This window comes from Aquabacterium sp. (assembly GCF_044226965.1).
In the GTDB taxonomy this organism is placed as follows: domain Bacteria; phylum Pseudomonadota; class Gammaproteobacteria; order Burkholderiales; family Burkholderiaceae_C; genus Pseudaquabacterium.
In genome coordinates, this window is record NZ_JBGAGA010000037.1 from 21852 (window position 1) to 37829 (window position 15978).

16 protein-coding genes are annotated in these 15978 nt (G+C 70.0%); 14 read left to right on the top strand and 2 right to left on the bottom strand.

Annotated elements, in window-relative coordinates; genetic code table 11:
* Positions 1 to 129 precede the first annotated feature (129 nt).
* The 5 genes from dksA (at position 130) to ACILR4_RS17035 (ending at position 5643) form a co-directional block, all read left to right on the top strand.
* The gene (dksA, locus tag ACILR4_RS17015; protein WP_395702047.1) at positions 130 to 912 is read left to right on the top strand and encodes an RNA polymerase-binding protein DksA; all 783 of its coding nucleotides are present in this window, start codon (positions 130 to 132) and stop codon (positions 910 to 912) included.
* 25 nt (positions 913 to 937) lie between these two features.
* Positions 938 to 2764: a hypothetical protein gene (locus ACILR4_RS17020; RefSeq protein WP_395702048.1), complete on the top strand. Its 1827-nt coding sequence runs from the start codon at positions 938 to 940 to the stop codon at positions 2762 to 2764.
* Between the two features lie 78 nt (positions 2765 to 2842).
* Positions 2843 to 3391: an ATP-dependent protease subunit HslV gene (gene hslV / locus ACILR4_RS17025; RefSeq protein WP_395702049.1), complete on the top strand. Its 549-nt coding sequence runs from the start codon at positions 2843 to 2845 to the stop codon at positions 3389 to 3391.
* Positions 3388 to 4722, top strand: a complete 1335-nt coding sequence (gene hslU / locus ACILR4_RS17030) for an ATP-dependent protease ATPase subunit HslU (protein WP_395702050.1) — start codon at positions 3388 to 3390, stop codon at positions 4720 to 4722. Before hslV ends, hslU begins: the two co-directional genes overlap by 4 nt.
* A gap of 63 nt (positions 4723 to 4785) precedes the next feature.
* On the top strand, positions 4786 to 5643 hold the full coding sequence (locus tag ACILR4_RS17035; protein WP_395702051.1) for a potassium channel family protein: 858 nt from the start codon (positions 4786 to 4788) through the stop codon (positions 5641 to 5643).
* Here ACILR4_RS17035 and ACILR4_RS17040 read toward each other — a convergent pair.
* Positions 5623 to 6396 carry a type III pantothenate kinase gene (locus tag ACILR4_RS17040; protein ID WP_395702052.1) on the bottom strand — a complete coding sequence of 258 codons (774 nt, stop codon included), beginning with the start codon at positions 6394 to 6396 and terminating at the stop codon, positions 5623 to 5625. The genes ACILR4_RS17035 and ACILR4_RS17040 overlap by 21 nt on opposite strands.
* A 152-nt stretch (positions 6397 to 6548) precedes the next feature.
* On the opposite strand from ACILR4_RS17040, the gene ACILR4_RS17045 reads away from it, so the two are divergent.
* The 9 genes from ACILR4_RS17045 (at position 6549) to ACILR4_RS17085 (ending at position 14712) form a co-directional block, all read left to right on the top strand.
* The gene (locus tag ACILR4_RS17045; RefSeq protein WP_395702053.1) at positions 6549 to 7340 is read left to right on the top strand and encodes a GntR family transcriptional regulator; all 792 of its coding nucleotides are present in this window, start codon (positions 6549 to 6551) and stop codon (positions 7338 to 7340) included.
* Between the two features lie 5 nt (positions 7341 to 7345).
* Positions 7346 to 8143 (top strand): transporter substrate-binding domain-containing protein, encoded by a 798-nt coding sequence (locus ACILR4_RS17050; RefSeq protein WP_395702054.1) that lies wholly within the window; start codon positions 7346 to 7348, stop codon positions 8141 to 8143.
* Between the two features lie 16 nt (positions 8144 to 8159).
* Positions 8160 to 8822, top strand: coding sequence for an amino acid ABC transporter permease (locus ACILR4_RS17055; protein ID WP_395702055.1), 663 nt, complete (start codon positions 8160 to 8162; stop codon positions 8820 to 8822).
* Between the two features lie 19 nt (positions 8823 to 8841).
* The gene (locus tag ACILR4_RS17060) at positions 8842 to 9495 is read left to right on the top strand and encodes an amino acid ABC transporter permease (protein WP_395702056.1); all 654 of its coding nucleotides are present in this window, start codon (positions 8842 to 8844) and stop codon (positions 9493 to 9495) included.
* A gap of 8 nt (positions 9496 to 9503) precedes the next feature.
* Positions 9504 to 10238 carry an amino acid ABC transporter ATP-binding protein gene (locus ACILR4_RS17065; protein WP_395702057.1) on the top strand — a complete coding sequence of 245 codons (735 nt, stop codon included), beginning with the start codon at positions 9504 to 9506 and terminating at the stop codon, positions 10236 to 10238.
* Between the two features lie 63 nt (positions 10239 to 10301).
* Complete coding sequence (locus ACILR4_RS17070; RefSeq protein WP_395702058.1) at positions 10302 to 11831, top strand: AMP nucleosidase; 1530 nt, start codon at positions 10302 to 10304, stop codon at positions 11829 to 11831.
* Complete coding sequence (locus ACILR4_RS17075) at positions 11828 to 12493, top strand: SDR family oxidoreductase (RefSeq protein WP_395702059.1); 666 nt, start codon at positions 11828 to 11830, stop codon at positions 12491 to 12493. Before ACILR4_RS17070 ends, ACILR4_RS17075 begins: the two co-directional genes overlap by 4 nt.
* Positions 12494 to 12503: 10 nt before the next feature.
* Positions 12504 to 13589: a histidinol-phosphate transaminase gene (gene hisC, locus ACILR4_RS17080; RefSeq protein WP_395702060.1), complete on the top strand. Its 1086-nt coding sequence runs from the start codon at positions 12504 to 12506 to the stop codon at positions 13587 to 13589.
* A complete protein-coding gene (locus ACILR4_RS17085; RefSeq protein WP_395702061.1) occupies positions 13576 to 14712 on the top strand; it encodes an acyl-CoA dehydrogenase family protein in 1137 nt (378 codons plus the stop codon). The genes hisC and ACILR4_RS17085 overlap by 14 nt, the downstream gene beginning before the upstream one ends.
* A 12-nt stretch (positions 14713 to 14724) precedes the next feature.
* Here ACILR4_RS17085 and ACILR4_RS17090 read toward each other — a convergent pair whose 3' ends face one another.
* Entirely contained in the window at positions 14725 to 15870 is a 1146-nt protein-coding gene (locus tag ACILR4_RS17090) for a diguanylate cyclase (RefSeq protein ID WP_395702062.1), read from the bottom strand.
* Between the last annotated feature and the right edge of the window lie 108 nt (positions 15871 to 15978).

The window sequence follows — 15978 nt, forward strand, 5'->3', positions numbered from 1 at the left end:
TCGAACGTCAGCGCAGGCAGCAGGGGCCGTGGCTACAATCCGCGCGCCCAAAAAGCTGCAGCCTGCGACGCTTCAAATCCCCAGGGGTGGGCAGTTAACAGGTATAAAGCCACTGCGAGGAGTCCCGAAGTGAGCAAGACCTCGGTCAAGAGCCCTGCCGCCGACAAACCCGCCGCCAGCCGCAAGGCCGCCACGGCGGAAGCGCCGGCTCCTGCAGCTGCCAAGACCAGCAAGCCCGCCCCCGCTGCGAAGACGCCGGCCGCCAAGAGCGCGCCGGCTTCCAAATCGGCTGCCGGCAAGGCCGCGGCGCCCGAGGTGGCCGAGGCCGTGGCGGCCGGCACCTCGGCCGGTGCTGCCACCGCCACCGCCAGCAATCGATTCGCCGAGCGTTTTTCCCCTCCCAAGCCTCCCGCCCGTGGATTCCCCGAACCAATGGAAACTGTGAAGCCCGCCGTCAAGGCGGACCCCAAGCTGGCCAATGCCTGGAAGACCAAGGCCGGCCGCGACCTGAGCGAGCCCGAGCTGCTGGCCATGCCCGAGTCCGAGTACATGAATGAAAAGCAGCTGGAATTCTTCCGCGCGCGTCTTCAGGCGCTGAAGGACGACCTGCTGTCCAACGCCGGCGAGACCACCGAGCACCTGCGCGAAGACACCTCCATCGTGCCCGACCCGGCCGACCGCGCCACGATCGAGGAAGAGCACGCGCTCGAACTGCGCACGCGTGACCGCGAGCGCAAGCTGCTGAAGAAGATCTCGCAATCGCTGGCCCGCATCGAAGCCGGCGACTACGGCTATTGCGACGAGACCGGCGAACCGATCGGCCTGGGCAGGCTTCTTGCTCGGCCCACCGCGACGCTGTCGCTCGAAGCCCAGCAGCGCCGCGAGCTCAAGCAGAAGATGTTCGGCGACTGACGACACACGCGAGACAACCCGATTCATGGCGGATTCCAAGGACGGCGAGAGCTTCCTGCGCAAGGTGGTGCGTTTCGTCGCCAATCCGGCCACGGATTGGTCCGACATCAATTCGCGCCAGGAAGACAGCCGCGACCTGGACATCGAGCGCTCCGAGCTCAAGGCCATGGTCGAGCGCAAGCGGCGCAACGATTTCGTCCGCAAGCGCGAGTTCGACGTGCTGCGCCGCCTGCGCCGCGAAGGCCTGTCGCCCGAGCAGCTGGCCGCGCTCGGCGGATCCTCTCGCATCGACGACTCCGAGGTGCGCCTGCCCGAAGGCGGCGCGCGCCAGGACCAGCAGGTCAAGGCCAAGATCGACGAGATCGAGCAGCAGATGGTCGGCGAGAGCCTGCGCGGCGGCGCACCGCCGCCTCGCCGCTCGCCGGGTTTCTACAGCGCCCCGACGCAGCCGATCGCCTTCCAGTCCAAGGAGCCCGCGGAAGCTGCTGATGGTGGCGACGACGAAGGCGAGCACCTGCCAGCGCTGCCGCCGCTGCCGGAATTCGACGTGCCGCCAGCCGCCGCCCCGGCGCCTGCGGTCATGGGCAGCGGCTTTGCGCCACTGAACCCTCCGGCACCGTCCGGCGCGCGCACACCGGCGGCGGCCCCCGCCAAGCCGGCGCCCGCCGTGGCTGCCGCCGGCGCCGCGCCCAGCCCGGCGCCCAAGCCGGCCGCGGGACGGGCCGGCGACTTCGGTTCGCAGTTCGCCGTCGAGGTCAGCGAGGTCGTGCACGACCCCGAGCTCGATGAAGCGGTGATCGCCTTCGCCAATGCGGATTTCGGTCACTGTGAGGACTCGCTCACGCAGCTGGTGGCCCCCGGCGCCGAGCGCTACCAGCAGGCCGAGACCTGGCTCGTGCTGTTCGACCTGTACCGCGCCACCGGGCAGCAGATGAAGTTCGAAGGGCTGGCGCTGGACTACGCCAACCTGTTCAACAGCTCGTCGCCCCAGTGGTACTCGCTGCCCAAGCGCGTGGCCGAGGCCGCCGCGGCCGACGAAAAGCCGCGCGCCGTGCGCCCGCAGGCCGGTGACGTGGGCTGGGTCTGCGCCGAGGTGCTGGACATCGATGCCGTGGCGCGGCTGCGCTCCACCACCTTGCAGCTGCCGCTGCCCTGGGTGCTGGACTGGTCGGCGCTGCAGCGGGTGGAGGCCGAGGCGGCCTCGCAGCTGACCGAGCTGTTCCGCCAATGGGCCAGGCAGAAGGTCGAGATGCGCTGGCAGGCCGGCGAGCAGTTGCTGAACACGCTGGCTGAAGCCGCGCCCACCGGCGTGCGCGACGCCGACCCGGCCTTCTGGATGGCCCGCATCGAGGCGCTGCGCCTGGCCAACCGGCCCGACCAGTTCGACGAGACGGCCATCGACTACTGCGTCACCTACGAGGTGTCGCCGCCGTCCTGGGAGCGCACCGAATGCATCGTGCGCATGGGCAGTGGCGGACCGTCCACCGCCGCGCCGCCGCTGTCGATCGTCAGCGAGGTGTCCACCGGGTTCATGGAATCGAGCCTGCTGGACGATCCGCAAAGCGGCCAGCAGGTGGCCAGTGTCGACCTGTCGGGCCAGCTGATCGGCGACATCGGCCCGACGCTGGCGCGCATCGACACGCAGTTGGGCGCGGCACCGCTGGTCAGCGTGTCGTGCGCCCGGCTGATCCGCGTCGACTTCATCGCCGCCGGCGACCTGCTGAACTGGGTGCTGGCCAAGCGCAGCCAGAACCGCACCGTCACGTTCACCGACGCGCACCGCCTGGTCGCGCTGTTCTTCGGCGCGATGGGCATCAACGAGCACGCGCGCGTGCAAGTGCTCCGCGACTGAATCCGTCCCGGACCGGCCGAGGGCTTGAGTCGCGCCCGGCCGGCGCCACATTCCCTTTTCCTCGTCCTTCGGATTCCCATGGAACCCTTCCACGGCACCACCATCGTCAGCGTGCGGCGCCAGACGCCCACCGGCTGGCAGGTCGCCCTCGGCGGCGACGGCCAGGTCACGCTGGGCAACATCGTCGTCAAGGCCAGCGCGCGCAAGGTGCGCAAGCTCTACAAGGAGCAGGTGCTGGCCGGCTTTGCCGGCGCCACCGCCGATGCCTTTACCTTGTTCGAGCGCTTCGAGGCCAAGCTCGAGAAACACCAGGGCCAGCTGGTGCGCGCGGCCATCGAGCTGACGAAGGACTGGCGTACCGACCGTGTGCTGCGGCGGCTGGAAGCGATGCTCGCGGTGGCCGACCGCGAGGCCTCGCTGATCATCACCGGCAACGGCGACGTGCTGGAACCCGAGCACGGCATCATCGCGATCGGCTCTGGCGGCGCCTATGCCCAGGCAGCGGCACGAGCGCTGGTGCAGCACACCGAGATGCCGGCTGCGGAAGTCGTGAAGCAGGCGCTCACCATCGCCGGCGACCTGTGCATCTACACGAACCAGAACCACACGATCGAGGTGCTGTCATGAGCATGACGCCGCAGGAGATCGTGTCGGAACTCGACCGCCACATCGTCGGCCAGTCCGCGGCCAAGCGCGCGGTGGCCATCGCGCTGCGCAACCGCTGGCGCCGCCAGCAGGTCGACGAGAAGCTGCGCAGCGAGATCACGCCGAAGAACATCCTGATGATCGGCCCCACCGGGGTCGGCAAGACCGAGATCGCGCGCCGGCTGGCCAAGCTGGCCGATGCGCCCTTCATCAAGGTCGAGGCCACCAAGTTCACCGAGGTCGGCTATGTCGGCAAGGACGTCGACACCATCGTGCGCGACCTGGTCGACATGGCGGTGAAGCAGGAGCGCGAGGCCGCGATGCGGCGCCAGCGCGCCCGCGCCGAAGATGCCGCCGAGGACCGCATCCTCGACGTGCTGGTGCCGCCGCCGCGCCATGAGCTGGGTTTCGGCAGCAGTGCCACGCCACAGGCCGACAACACCGCGCGCCAGGTGATGCGCAAGCGCCTGCGCGAGGGCTCGCTCGACGACAAGGAGATCGAGCTCGAACTCGCCGAGCCCCGCGGCCCGATGGAAATCATGACCCCGCCCGGCATGGAGGAGATGGCCGAGCAGCTGAAGGGCATGTTCTCGCAGCTGGGCGGCGGGCGGAAGAAAACCCGCAAGCTGAAGATCGCCGAGGCGCTGAAGCTGCTGGTCGAGGAAGAAGCGGCCAAGCTGGTGAACGACGAGGACATCAAGACCCAGGCGCTGGCCAATGCCGAGCAGAACGGCATCGTGTTCATCGACGAGATCGACAAGGTCGCCTCGCGCAGCGAACACGGCGGCGCCGAAGTCTCGCGCCAGGGCGTGCAGCGCGACCTGCTGCCGCTGGTCGAGGGCACCACCGTCAGCACCAAGCACGGCATGGTCAAGACCGACCACATCCTGTTCATCGCCTCGGGCGCCTTCCACCTGGCCAAGCCGAGCGACCTGATCCCCGAGCTGCAGGGCCGCTTCCCGATCCGCGTCGAGCTCGGGTCGCTGTCGGTCGACGACTTCGAGGCCATCCTGACCAGCACCCACGCCAGCCTGATCAAGCAGTACCAGGCGCTGCTGGCCACCGAGGGCGTGACGCTGGAGCTGGCGCCCGACGCGATCCGCCGCCTGGCGCAGATCGCCTACGACGTGAACGAGCGCACCGAGAACATCGGTGCGCGCCGCCTGGCCACCGTGATGGAGCGGCTGCTCGACGAAATCAGTTTCGACGCGCCCAGGCTTTCGGGCCAGACCGTGCGCATCGACGCCGCCGCGGTGGATGCCAAGCTCGGCGAGCTGGCGCGCAACGAGGACCTGTCGCGCTACATCCTCTGATCGGGCTGGCTTGACGCGGCGCAAGGCCGCGCCGGGCCGCGGCCGGCTAGTCTGCCGCCCACGATGACCATGGCCGACATCTCGCGCCGTTTTCGCAACAGCGTGCCCTGGGGCCTGCGGCTGGCGCCGGCCGACCGGGTGCGCGCCCGCGTGATCGAGCAGCACTGGCGCTGGCCGACGCTGCTGGCGCTGTGCGCCACCATCCCGGCGTTCTATTCGGAGCTGCTGCACGCGGCCCCACCGCCGCTGTCGGGCGTGGCCTACGCACTGGCCGGGCTGATGGTCGGCGCAGCCCTGCTGCACACCGGCTGGCGCAGCGGCCGGCTGGCGACCCACCTGGCCGGCAATCCGCTGGACCTGCTGCTGGCGGCCGGCCTGGTGCTGAGCATCCTGCTGCCGCCGAGCAGCACCTCCACCACGGCCCTGGTGCTGCGGCTGGTGCTGGCCTTCGTCTCGCTGGTGCGCATGGTCTGGGCGCTGCAGCACCTGATCAGCCGCGGCGGCCTGACCTACCTGCTGCTGCTGGCGGTGCTGGTGCTGGGCGCCTGCGGTGTCGGCTTCTGGCTGCTGGAGCCCCGCACGCCCACGCTCGCCGATGGCCTGTGGCTGGCCTTCACCACGGCCGCCACGGTGGGCTATGGCGACGTGGTGCCCACGACGCCGGCGTCGAAGATCTTCGCGGTGTTCGTCGTGCTGCTCGGCTTCGGCGTGCTGACGCTGGTGACCGCGGCGATCGCGGCGCACTGGATCGAGACCGAGGAACGCACGATCGAGCACGAGATCCTGCGCGACATGCATCGCCAGATCGCCACGCTGCGCCACGAGATCGGTGCCCTGCGCGAGGAACTGGCGGCCCAGCGCGACGCGCCGCCGCCGCAGCCGCCGCCGCCTTTGGGGGGATCAGAGCGCGAGCCGGTGTGACTGCAGGGCCAGCAGCCCGTCGAAGATCAGCGAGTCGACCAGCTCGTGCTCGATGTTGTCGAGGTCGGGCGCCACCTTCCAGCCGGCGCCGCCGCCAATCAGCGTGACCGGCGTCTCCCCGGTGTGCTGCAACAGGTGGCGGTGCATGCGCTCGATCGCGCCGGTGATCGCGTAGGTGCCGCCGCTGGTCAGCGCGTCGCTGGTGTTGGTCGGGAACCTCACCACGTTGCCGGTCGGCACGCGCAGGCCGGCGGTGCCGCTCTCCAGTGCCTTCAGCATGATGCCGTGGCCGGGCAGGATCAGCCCGCCGAGGAAGCGGCCCTCGGCGTCCACCGCATCCACCGTCACCGCGGTGCCGATCATCACCACCAGCACCGGCCGCGACGGGCCGCGCGCCAGCACATGGTGGCGCGCGCCGATCTGCGCCACGAAGCGGTCGGTGCCCAGCCGTGCCGGATGGTCGTAGCCGTTGCTGATGCCCGCGGCATGGGCGCTGGAGACCACCCAGCGCGGCTCCAGCTGCTGCCAGAGCTCCAGCTGCTCCTCGACCCGCATGCGGATGGCATCGCCGGCGACATTGCAGCCCAGCATGCTGGCCGGCTCCGGCAGGGCCTTCCATTCGCCATCCGCCAGCGTGTCGATCGTCTCGAGGAACACCGCGCCATGCGACAGCACCGCGGCGCCCGGCTGCGGCGAACCATACAGCGCCCACTTCAGCCGCGTGTTGCCGATGTCGATGGCGAGGAAGCTCATGGCCGGAGCGTAGCAGGCAGGCACCCTGGGTCCGCCGGTCAATGGCCCTGGGACTTCCCCTGGCATCGCGCTTGCATACAAGCAGTGACGACAGTCCTCGCGCGCAAGCCTGCACCACCAGGCCGCACGACACCGCACCAGGAGCACGCAGCATGGCCCCCGAAAAGGGCAGAACCGCCGCCGGCAGCGACAGCAGCCGTCCCGACCAGATCGCCGACCGCATCGTCGACGCGATCCTGGCCGGCCGCCTGGCGCCCGGCCAGCGGCTGGGCGAACAGGCGCTGGCCGACCTGTTCGGCGTCAGCCGCACGCTGGTGCGCGAGGCGCTGGCGCGGCTGTCGGCACGCGGCATGGTCGAGGTCAATGCGCGGCGTGGCTGGTTCGTCGTGCAGCCTTCGCTGGACGAAGCGCGCGAGGCCTTCGGCGCCCGCCTGGCCATCGAGACCGGCATGCTGCAGGGCCTGCCCGGGCCGCTGCCTGCCGCCAAGATCAAGCGACTGAAAGCCCATGTGGCCAGCGAGCGCGCGGCTATCCGCGCCGGCGAGACCGGCGAGCGCAGCTGGCTGCTCGGCGACTTCCATGTCTGCCTGGCCGAATGCGCGGGCAACGGGCTGCTGGCCGAGATCCTGAAGGACCTGACCGCGCGCACCACGCTGATCGCCACGCTCTACCAGAGCACGCACGCGGCCACCAGCTCGTGCAACGAGCATGCAGCCATCGTCGCCGCGCTCGAAGCCGGTGACCTGGCCCTGGCCACCGCGCGGCTGCGCGAGCACATCGACAGCGTGGCACGCCACCTGCGTCTCGAAGCCACCGCGGAAGACCCTCTCGCACCGCTGCGCGCCGCGCTCTCGCCACTGAAAGCCGGTGCGGCGCCACGCCCACGCGGTGCGCGCCGCACCGGATCCACCACCCTTTTCACCCACCTGCTCACGGAGACCTGATCCCCATGCAACAACGCCGCACCACCCTGGCCTGGATGGCCGCCGCCAGCCTGCTGCCGCTGCTGGCCAGCGCACCGGCCCAGGCCCAGACCGCGCTGGACACCATCCTCGCGAAGAAGCAGATCACGATCGCGATCCCGACCGACTACCCGCCCTACGGCTTCGTCGGCACCGACCTGAAGCCGCAAGGGCTGGACATCGACATGGCCACGCTGATCGCCGCCAGGCTCGGCGTGAAGCTCGAGCTGCTGCCGGTGATCAGCGCCAACCGCATCCCCTACCTGCAGACCAAGAAGGCCGACCTGGTGATCTCGACCCTGGGCAAGAACGCCGAGCGCGAGAAGGTCATCGACTTCTCGATCGCCTACTCGCCGTTCTTCCAGGCCGTGTTCGCGCCCAAGAGCGTGACGGTCAAGGGCCCGGCCGACCTGGTCGGCAAGACCGTGGGCGTGACCCGCGGCGCGATGGAGGACATCGAGCTCGGCAAGGTGGCGCCGCCGAACGTCGACGTCAAGCGCTTCGAGGACAACAACGCCACGGTGGCGGCCTTCGTCTCGGGCCAGGTGCAGGTGATCGCCACCGGCGCGCAGGTGGCCGGCACCATCATGGCGAAGAACCCGCAGATCGGCACCGAGTACAAGTTCCTGCTGAAGGATTCGCCCAACTTCATCGGCATCGCCAAGGGTGAGGACGCGCTGCGCGCCAAGGTCAACGAGATCATCACCGCCGCCAAGGCCTCGGGCGAGATCGACAAGATGGCGGTGAAGTGGCTCGGCCGTCCGGCAGGCGACTTGCCCAATTGATCGGCGGCGACTGGCGATGATCACCTTCGACTTCGGTGCCGTGCTCGTCGATGCGCCGCTGCTGCTGCGCGGCGCGGCGATGACGCTGGGGCTCACCGCCGTCTCGGCCACCGCCGGTCTGGCGCTGGGCGTGGCCTGCGCGTGGGCGCGGCTTTACGGCGCGGCACCGCTGCGGCTGCTGGCCACCACCTACATCGAGCTGATCCGCAACACGCCGTTCATCGTGCAGCTGTTCTTCGTGTTCTTCGGCCTGCCCAGCCTGGGGGTGAAGCTCACGCCCGAGCTGGCGGCGGTGATCGCGATGGTCATCAACCTTGGCGCCTATGCGGCCGAGATCGCGCGCGCCGGCATCCAGGCCACGCCGCGCGGGCAGATCGAGGCCGCGCGCTCGCTGGCGCTGAGCGAGGCCCAGGTGTTCCTGCGCGTGGTGCTGCCGCCCGCGCTGGCCCGCGTGTGGCCGGCGATGGTCGGCCAGATCATCATCGTGATGCTCGGCTCGGCGGTGTGCGGCCAGATCGCCACGCAGGAGCTCAGCTACTACGCCAACCTGATCCACAGCCGCAACTTCCGAGCCTTCGAAGCCACCTTCATCGCCACCGGCATGTACCTGCTGATGGCCATCGCCGTGCGCCAGCTGCTGGTCTGGACCGGGACGCGTCTTTTGAGCGTCAGGCGCTGAAGCGCGGGAGCCCCACACCATGGTCGACTTCAGCCTCTGGGACATCCTGCGCAACCTGCTGCTGGCCGCGCGCTGGACGGTGCTGCTCTCGCTGGTGGCCTTCATCGGCGGCGGGCTGGTCGGCGGCGCGCTGCTGATCGCGCGCATCGCCAAGGTGCCGGGCGCCGCCCGCGGCGTGGCCCTGTATGTGCAGCTGTTCCAGGGCACGCCGCTGCTGATGCAGCTGTTCCTGGCCTACTTCGGCCTGGCGCTGCTGGGGCTGGACGTGCCGGCCTGGGCGGCCGCCGGGGTGGCGCTCACCTTGTACAGCAGCGCCTACCTCACCGAGATCTGGCGCGGCTGCGTCGACGCAGTGCCCAAGGGCCAGTGGGAAGCCGCCGACAGCCTGGCGCTGAACCTGCGCGAGAAGCTGCAGCACGTGATCGGCCCGCAGGCACTGCGCATCGCGGTGCCGCCCACCGTCGGCTTCGCGGTGCAGGTGATCAAGGGCACCGCGCTGGCCTCGGTGCTGGGCTTCATCGAACTGACCAAGGCCGGCACGATGATCAGCAACGCCACCTTCCGCCCATTCACGGTCTACGCCTGCGTGGCCCTGCTGTACTTCCTGCAGTGCTTCCCGGTGTCGGCCTGGGCCCACCGGCTCGAGCGGCGCATGCTCACCCAAGGACGCTGAACCCCATCATGAATGCCATCGTGCAGATCGACGCGCTGCGCAAGCGCTACGGCGACAACGAAGTGCTCAAGGGCGTGGACCTCGCGGTCGAACGCGGCGAGGTCATCGCGATCATCGGCAAGAGCGGCTCGGGCAAGAGCACGCTGCTGCGTTGCATCAACGGCCTCGAGTCCTTCCAGCACGGCAGCCTGACGGTCGACGGCCAGCCGCTGAAGCACGGCGACGCGAAAGCGATGCGCGCGCTGCGCCAGCACGTGGGCATGATCTTCCAGAGCTTCAACCTGTTCCCGCACCTGAGCGTAGGCCGCAACGTGATGCTCGCGCCGACGCTGGTGAAGCAGCGCGACAAGCCGGCCGCCGAGACCCAGGCGCGCGCACTGCTGCAGCGCGTGGGCCTGGGCGAGAAGTTCGACGCGGCACCCGACCAGCTCTCCGGCGGCCAGCAGCAGCGCGTGGCCATCGCCCGCGCGCTGGCGATGGAGCCGGCAGTGCTGCTGTGCGACGAGATCACCTCGGCGCTGGACCCCGAACTGGTCGGCGAGGTGCTGCGCGTCGTCGAGTCGCTGGCCGACGAAGGCATGACCTTGCTGATGGTCACGCACGAGATGAACTTCGCCCGCAAGGTGGCCGACCGCGTGGTGTTCATGCACGCCGGCCGCATCCACGAGATCGGCCCGCCCGAGCAGCTGTTCGGCAGCCCGCAGACGCCCGAGCTGAAGCAATTCCTGTCAGCGTTGCACTGACGGCCCAAGCGGGCACCGCGGATTCGGCCCTGCCGGCCCGCCGGAGGGGTTCTAGAATCCGCCATGACGAGCCCCACGCTGATCACCACCCACAGCTTCACCGACGCCGACGCGGCGCTGCAACACGTCGCCACCATCTACAGCAGCGGCATCGCCCACCTGCGCCAGTCGCTGCAGGACTTCGTCGCCGGCAAGACGCCCGGTGGCCGCATCCGGGCCTGCTACCCCTTCGTGCGCGTGCGCACCGACACCGTCCAGCGCGCCGACTCGCGCCTGTCCTTCGGCTTCGTCGCCGGCCCCGGCGTCTACGAGACCTCGCTGACGCGGCCCGACCTGTTCGCCAACTACTACCGCGAGCAACTGCGCCTGCTGCTGAAGAACCACGGCGGGCCGATCGAGGTGGGCCTGTCGAACCAGCCGATCCCGATCCACTTCTCCTTCGCGCAGCACGACCACATCGAAGGCACGATGCCGCCCGAGCGCCGCATGCTGATGCGCGACCTGTTCGACCTGCCCGACCTGGCGGCGATGGACGACGGCATCGCCAACGGCACGCACGAGCCACGCCCCGGCGAGCCGCAGCCGCTGGCGCTGTTCACCGCGCCGCGGGTCGACTACTCGCTGCACCGGCTGCGCCACTACACCGGCACCGCGCCCGAGCACTTCCAGAACTTCGTGCTGTTCACGAACTACCAGTTCTACATCGACGAGTTCGTACGCATGGGCCACGAGCTGATGGCCAAGCCGCTGGGCGAAGGCGCGCTGCTGGACACCGCCGGCGGCGAAGGCACGCCCGATGGCGATGGTTACGTGGCCTTCGTCGAGCCCGGCAGCGTGGTCACCCGCCGCGTCGGCGTCGCGCCTGAACCCGAGGACGAGCTCGGCGCCCCGCCGCCGCGCCTGCCGCAGATGCCGGCCTACCACCTGGTGCGGCCGGACGGCTCGGGCATCACGATGGTCAACATCGGCGTCGGCCCGGCGAATGCCAAGAACATCAGCGACCACATCGCGGTGCTCAGGCCGCACGCCTGGCTGATGCTCGGCCACTGCGCCGGCCTGCGCAACACCCAGCAGCTGGGCGACTACGTGCTGGCCCATGGCTACGTGCGCGAAGACCACGTGCTCGACGAAGAACTGCCGCTGTGGGTGCCGATCCCGCCGCTGGCCGAGGTGCAGCTGGCGCTGGAACAGGCGGTGGCCGACGTGACGCAGCTCAAGGGCTTCGAGCTCAAGCGCATCCTGCGTACCGGCACCGTGGCCTCCACCGACAACCGCAACTGGGAGCTGCTGCCGCACCCGGGCCCCGAGCGCCGCTTCAGCCAGAGCCGCGCGGTGGCGCTGGACATGGAAAGCGCCACCATCGCCGCCAACGGCTTCCGCTTCCGCGTGCCCTATGGCACCCTGCTGTGCGTCAGCGACAAGCCGCTGCACGGCGAGATCAAGCTGCCCGGCATGGCCAACCAGTTCTACCGCGAACGGGTGGATCAGCACCTGCGCATCGGCATGCGCGCGATCGAGATCCTGCGCCAGCAGCGGCTCGACCAGCTGCACAGCCGCAAGCTGCGCAGCTTCGCCGAGGTGGCCTTCCAGTGAACGTGCTGGTGCTCGGTGCCTCGCGTGGCATCGGCCTGGAACTGGCGCGGCAGTACCGCGCCGAAGGCCACAAGGTCACGGCCACCGCCCGCACGCCGGACGGCCTTGGCGCGCTCGAGGCGCTGGGCGCCAGCGCACTGAAGCTCGACGTGACCGACGCCGCCAGCTGCGCCGGCCTGGCCTGGCAGATCGATGGCGAGGCCTTCGACACCGTGTGGCTGGTGGCCGGCGTCTACGGCCCGCGCTCCAGCGGCCTGCAGGCGCCGACGCAGGCCGAGTTCGACGCGGTGATGCACACCAACGTGCTGGCCGCGATGCGCCTGCTGCCGGTGGTGGCCGAGGCGCTGGCGCCGGGCGCGAGGATCGCGCTGCTGTCCTCGCGCATGGGTTCGATCGGCCTGCGCGCGAACGCCAACGGCTGGCTCTACCGGGCCTCGAAGGCCGCGCTGAACTCGCTGATGAAGGACGCCGCGATCGCGCTCGAGGGCCGCGCCCTTTGCGTGTCATTGCACCCGGGCTGGGTGCGCACCGACATGGGCGGCAGCGGCGCCGACATCGACGTGCAGCACAGTGCCCGCACCTTGCGTGCCACCGTGGCCGCACTCGGGCCGGCGCAGACCGGCAGCTTCCTGAACCATGATGGCCAGCCGCTGAGCTGGTGAGGTGCGCGCGATGAGCCGCTTCTGGAGCCCCGTCGTGCACGGGCTGAGCCCCTACGTGCCCGGCGAGCAGCCGGCCATGGCCGGGCTGCTGAAACTCAACACCAACGAGAACCCCTACCCGCCCAGCCCGCGCGTGCTGCAGGCGCTGCAGCAGCAGGTCGGCGAGGGCCTGCGCCTGTACCCCGAGCCGACCGGCCGCGCGCTGCGCGAGGCGCTTGCGCGGCGGGAAGGGCTGGCGCCCGAGCAGGTCTTCGTCGGCAACGGCTCCGACGAGGTGCTGGCGCTGGCCTTCATGGCGCTGCTGAACCATGCGCCGCGGCCGCTTCTTTTGGCCGATATCGGCTATGCCTTCTACCCGGTGTACTGCGGGCTGTACGGCGTGCCGCAGCGCGTGATCCCGCTGCGCGAAGACTTCGGCCTGGTGATCGATGACTACCTGCACGGCGAGGCCGGCGCGATCGTCATCGCGAACCCGAACGCGCCGACCGGCCGTGCGCTGCCGCGCAGCGAGATCGCCCGCCTGCTGGCCGCGCGGCCGGACGTGCCGGTGCTGGTCGACGAGGCCTATGTCGACTTCGGCGCCGAATCCGCCGTGCCGCTGGTCGCCGAGCACCCGAACCTGCTGGTGGTGCAGACGCTGTCGAAGTCGCGCTCGCTGGCCGGCCTGCGCGTCGGCTGGGCGATGGGCCAGGCGCCGTTGATCGAGGCGCTGGTGCGGGTGAAGGACAGCTTCAACTCCTACCCGCTGGACCGCCTGGCGCAGGCCGGCGCGCTGGCCGCGATCGAGGACGAGCCCTACTTCGAACGCACCAGGCTGCGTGTGATCGCCAGCCGCGAACGCCTGTCGGCCGGGCTGCAGGCGCTGGGCTTCGAGGTGCTGCCCTCGCAGGCCAACTTCGTGTTCGCGCGCCATGCCGCGCGCAGCGGCGCGGCACTGGCGGCTGCGCTGCGCGAACGCGCTATCCTCGTCCGCCGCTTTGCCGAGCCGGCGCGCATTGCCGAATTCCTGCGCATCAGCATCGGCACCGACGCGCAGTGCGACAGCTTGCTCGCCGCGCTGCAGCAGATCCTGGAGACACCCGATGTTGTTGAGTGAAGACCACCGCGCCGTGCAGCAGGCCGTGCGCGATTTCGTGCAGGCCGAGATTGCCCCGCATGCCGCGGCCTGGGACAAGAGCCACCAGTTCCCGGCCGAGCAGCTGAAGGGCCTGGCCGCGCTGGGCTGCTATGGCGTGGCGGTGCCGCCGGAGTACGACGGCGCCGGGCTGGACTACCTGGCGCTGGCGCTGATCCTCGAGGAGATCGGTGCCGGCGACGGCGCCACCAGCACGGTGGTCAGCGTCAACAACTGCCCGGTGTGCTCGATCCTGATGGCCTTCGCGAACGAGGACCAGAAGCAGCGCTTCCTCAAGCCGCTGGCGCGCGGCGACATGCTCGGCGCCTTCTGCCTGACCGAGCCGCATGTCGGCTCGCAGGCCGACGGGCTGCGCACGACCGCCGTGCGCGACGGCGGCGACTACGTGCTCAATGGCGTCAAGCAGTTCATCACCAGCGGCAAGAACGGCGATGTGGCGATCGTGATGGCGGTGACCGACAAAGCGGCCGGCAAGCGCGGCATCAGCGCCTTCCTGGTGCCGACCAAGACACCGGGCTACAGCGTGGCGCGCATCGAGGACAAGATGGGCCAGCATGCCAGCGACACCGCGCAGATCAACTTCGACAACTGCCGCGTGCCGGCCGAGAACCTGCTGGGCGAGGAAGGCCAGGGCCTGAAGATCGCGCTGTCGGGCCTGGAGGGCGGGCGCATCGGCATCGCCAGCCAGAGCGTGGGCATGGCGCGCGCGGCCTTCGAGGCGGCGCTGGCCTATTCGAAGGAGCGCACCGCTTTCGGCACGCCGATCTTCAACCACCAGGCGGTGCAGTTCAAGCTGGCCGAGATGGCGATGAAGATCGAGGCCGCGCGCCAGCTGATCTGGCATGCCGCCAGCCTGAAGGACGCGGGCCTGCCCTGCCTGAAGGAGGCCGCGATGGCCAAGCTCAACGCCAGCGAGATGGCCGAGCAGGTGTGCTCCGCGGCGATCCAGGTCTTCGGTGGCTACGGCTACGTCAGCGACTTCCCGGTCGAGCGCATCTACCGCGACGTGCGGGTGACGCAGATCTACGAAGGCACGTCGGAAGTGCAGAAGATCCTGATCGCGCGGGCCCTCGCCACCGGCTGAGCCCGGGCCGGCTCAATCAGCAACCTCGATCCGGTTGCGACCCGCGTCCTTTGCGCGATAGAGCGCCGCATCGGCGCGTGCGATCACGCTCTCGGCGCTGTCGTCCACCGAGTGGGCGATCGCGATGCCGATGCTGATGGTGGTGCCCAGCGATTCGGCACGCACCAGCACGCGCAGGCGCTCGGCCAGGGCGATCGCGTTCTGCGGCTGGGTGTCGGGCAGCACCAGCAGGAACTCCTCGCCGCCGACGCGGCCGACCACGTCCTCGCCGCGCACGTGGTTCTGCAGCAGCGTGGACAGGTGGATCAGCACGCTGTCGCCCGCCGCATGGCCCAGCGTGTCGTTGATGCGCTTGAAGTGGTCGATGTCGATCACCAGCACCGCCAGCGGCGACTGCGTGCGACGGTGCCGCAGCCACTGGCGTTCCATCGCCTCGGCCATCGCGCGGCGGTTCAGCAGGCCGGTCAGCGGGTCGCGCACCGCGGCCTCGCGCAGGCTGGCCAGCAGGCGCTGCGTGACCATCACGATGAACAGGAAGGTGAACAGCGCCGCGCCGGCCAGGTAGACGTACATCAAGGCCTGGTTGGTGCCGGTGTCCTGCTGCATCTCGGCCGGCGCGCGCCAGGAAAAGGCCTGGTGGCCCGCCAGCGCCACCTGGATCAGCCCGATCAGCAGGCCCGGGCCGCCCACCGCCCACATGGCTGCGCGGCCGAACTCGGCCTTCAGTGCCGGGCCGATCACGGCCATCAGCCGCAGCACGATGAAGGCCTGCACCGCGTAGGACAGCACGATGCGCAGCGGCGCCCACTGCGGGCTGGGGCCGGCCAGGCCGATGACCACCAGGATCGGCAGCAGCACGCCCAGCTGTTCGCGGTCGTGCGACTCCACCCGCATGAAGAGCTGGGTGCCGCGGCGCATCACCGCGAAGGCCAGCACCGTGGCCAGGTTGGCGCCGTTGTAGAAGAGCCACTCCCGCGGCTCATTGCGGGCGCCGGCCAGCGCCAGGCCCGTGCCCAGCAGCAGCATGAACACCGCCCAGTGCAGCACCGCCGCGCGCGCCTCGCGAAGCAGCAGGCTGCAGGCCCCCCACAGCAGCGCATGCAGGCCCATCTGGTAGGCCACCAGCCACAGCAGCGGGGGAAGGTGAAGATCGGTCATCGAGGCAGAGGCAGCGGCCGGCGCGCGGGCGCGACAGCCGCGGACGGGAATGTAGCGCCGGACGGTCCCGCGGCGGCGCCCTGCCCGCCGATTCATGGTGTGACCAAC

Coding starts and splice junctions, on each gene's coding strand:
- ACILR4_RS17020 (WP_395702048.1), top strand. CDS start 938: ATGGCGGATTCCAAGGACGGCGAGAGCTTCCTGCGCAAGGTGGTGCGT.
- hslV (WP_395702049.1), top strand. CDS start 2,843: ATGGAACCCTTCCACGGCACCACCATCGTCAGCGTGCGGCGCCAGACG.
- hslU (WP_395702050.1), top strand. CDS start 3,388: ATGAGCATGACGCCGCAGGAGATCGTGTCGGAACTCGACCGCCACATC.
- ACILR4_RS17035 (WP_395702051.1), top strand. CDS start 4,786: ATGACCATGGCCGACATCTCGCGCCGTTTTCGCAACAGCGTGCCCTGG.
- ACILR4_RS17040 (WP_395702052.1), bottom strand. CDS start 6,396: ATGAGCTTCCTCGCCATCGACATCGGCAACACGCGGCTGAAGTGGGCG.
- ACILR4_RS17045 (WP_395702053.1), top strand. CDS start 6,549: ATGGCCCCCGAAAAGGGCAGAACCGCCGCCGGCAGCGACAGCAGCCGT.
- ACILR4_RS17050 (WP_395702054.1), top strand. CDS start 7,346: ATGCAACAACGCCGCACCACCCTGGCCTGGATGGCCGCCGCCAGCCTG.
- ACILR4_RS17055 (WP_395702055.1), top strand. CDS start 8,160: ATGATCACCTTCGACTTCGGTGCCGTGCTCGTCGATGCGCCGCTGCTG.
- ACILR4_RS17060 (WP_395702056.1), top strand. CDS start 8,842: ATGGTCGACTTCAGCCTCTGGGACATCCTGCGCAACCTGCTGCTGGCC.
- ACILR4_RS17065 (WP_395702057.1), top strand. CDS start 9,504: ATGAATGCCATCGTGCAGATCGACGCGCTGCGCAAGCGCTACGGCGAC.
- ACILR4_RS17070 (WP_395702058.1), top strand. CDS start 10,302: ATGACGAGCCCCACGCTGATCACCACCCACAGCTTCACCGACGCCGAC.
- hisC (WP_395702060.1), top strand. CDS start 12,504: ATGAGCCGCTTCTGGAGCCCCGTCGTGCACGGGCTGAGCCCCTACGTG.
- ACILR4_RS17085 (WP_395702061.1), top strand. CDS start 13,576: ATGTTGTTGAGTGAAGACCACCGCGCCGTGCAGCAGGCCGTGCGCGAT.
- ACILR4_RS17090 (WP_395702062.1), bottom strand. CDS start 15,870: ATGACCGATCTTCACCTTCCCCCGCTGCTGTGGCTGGTGGCCTACCAG.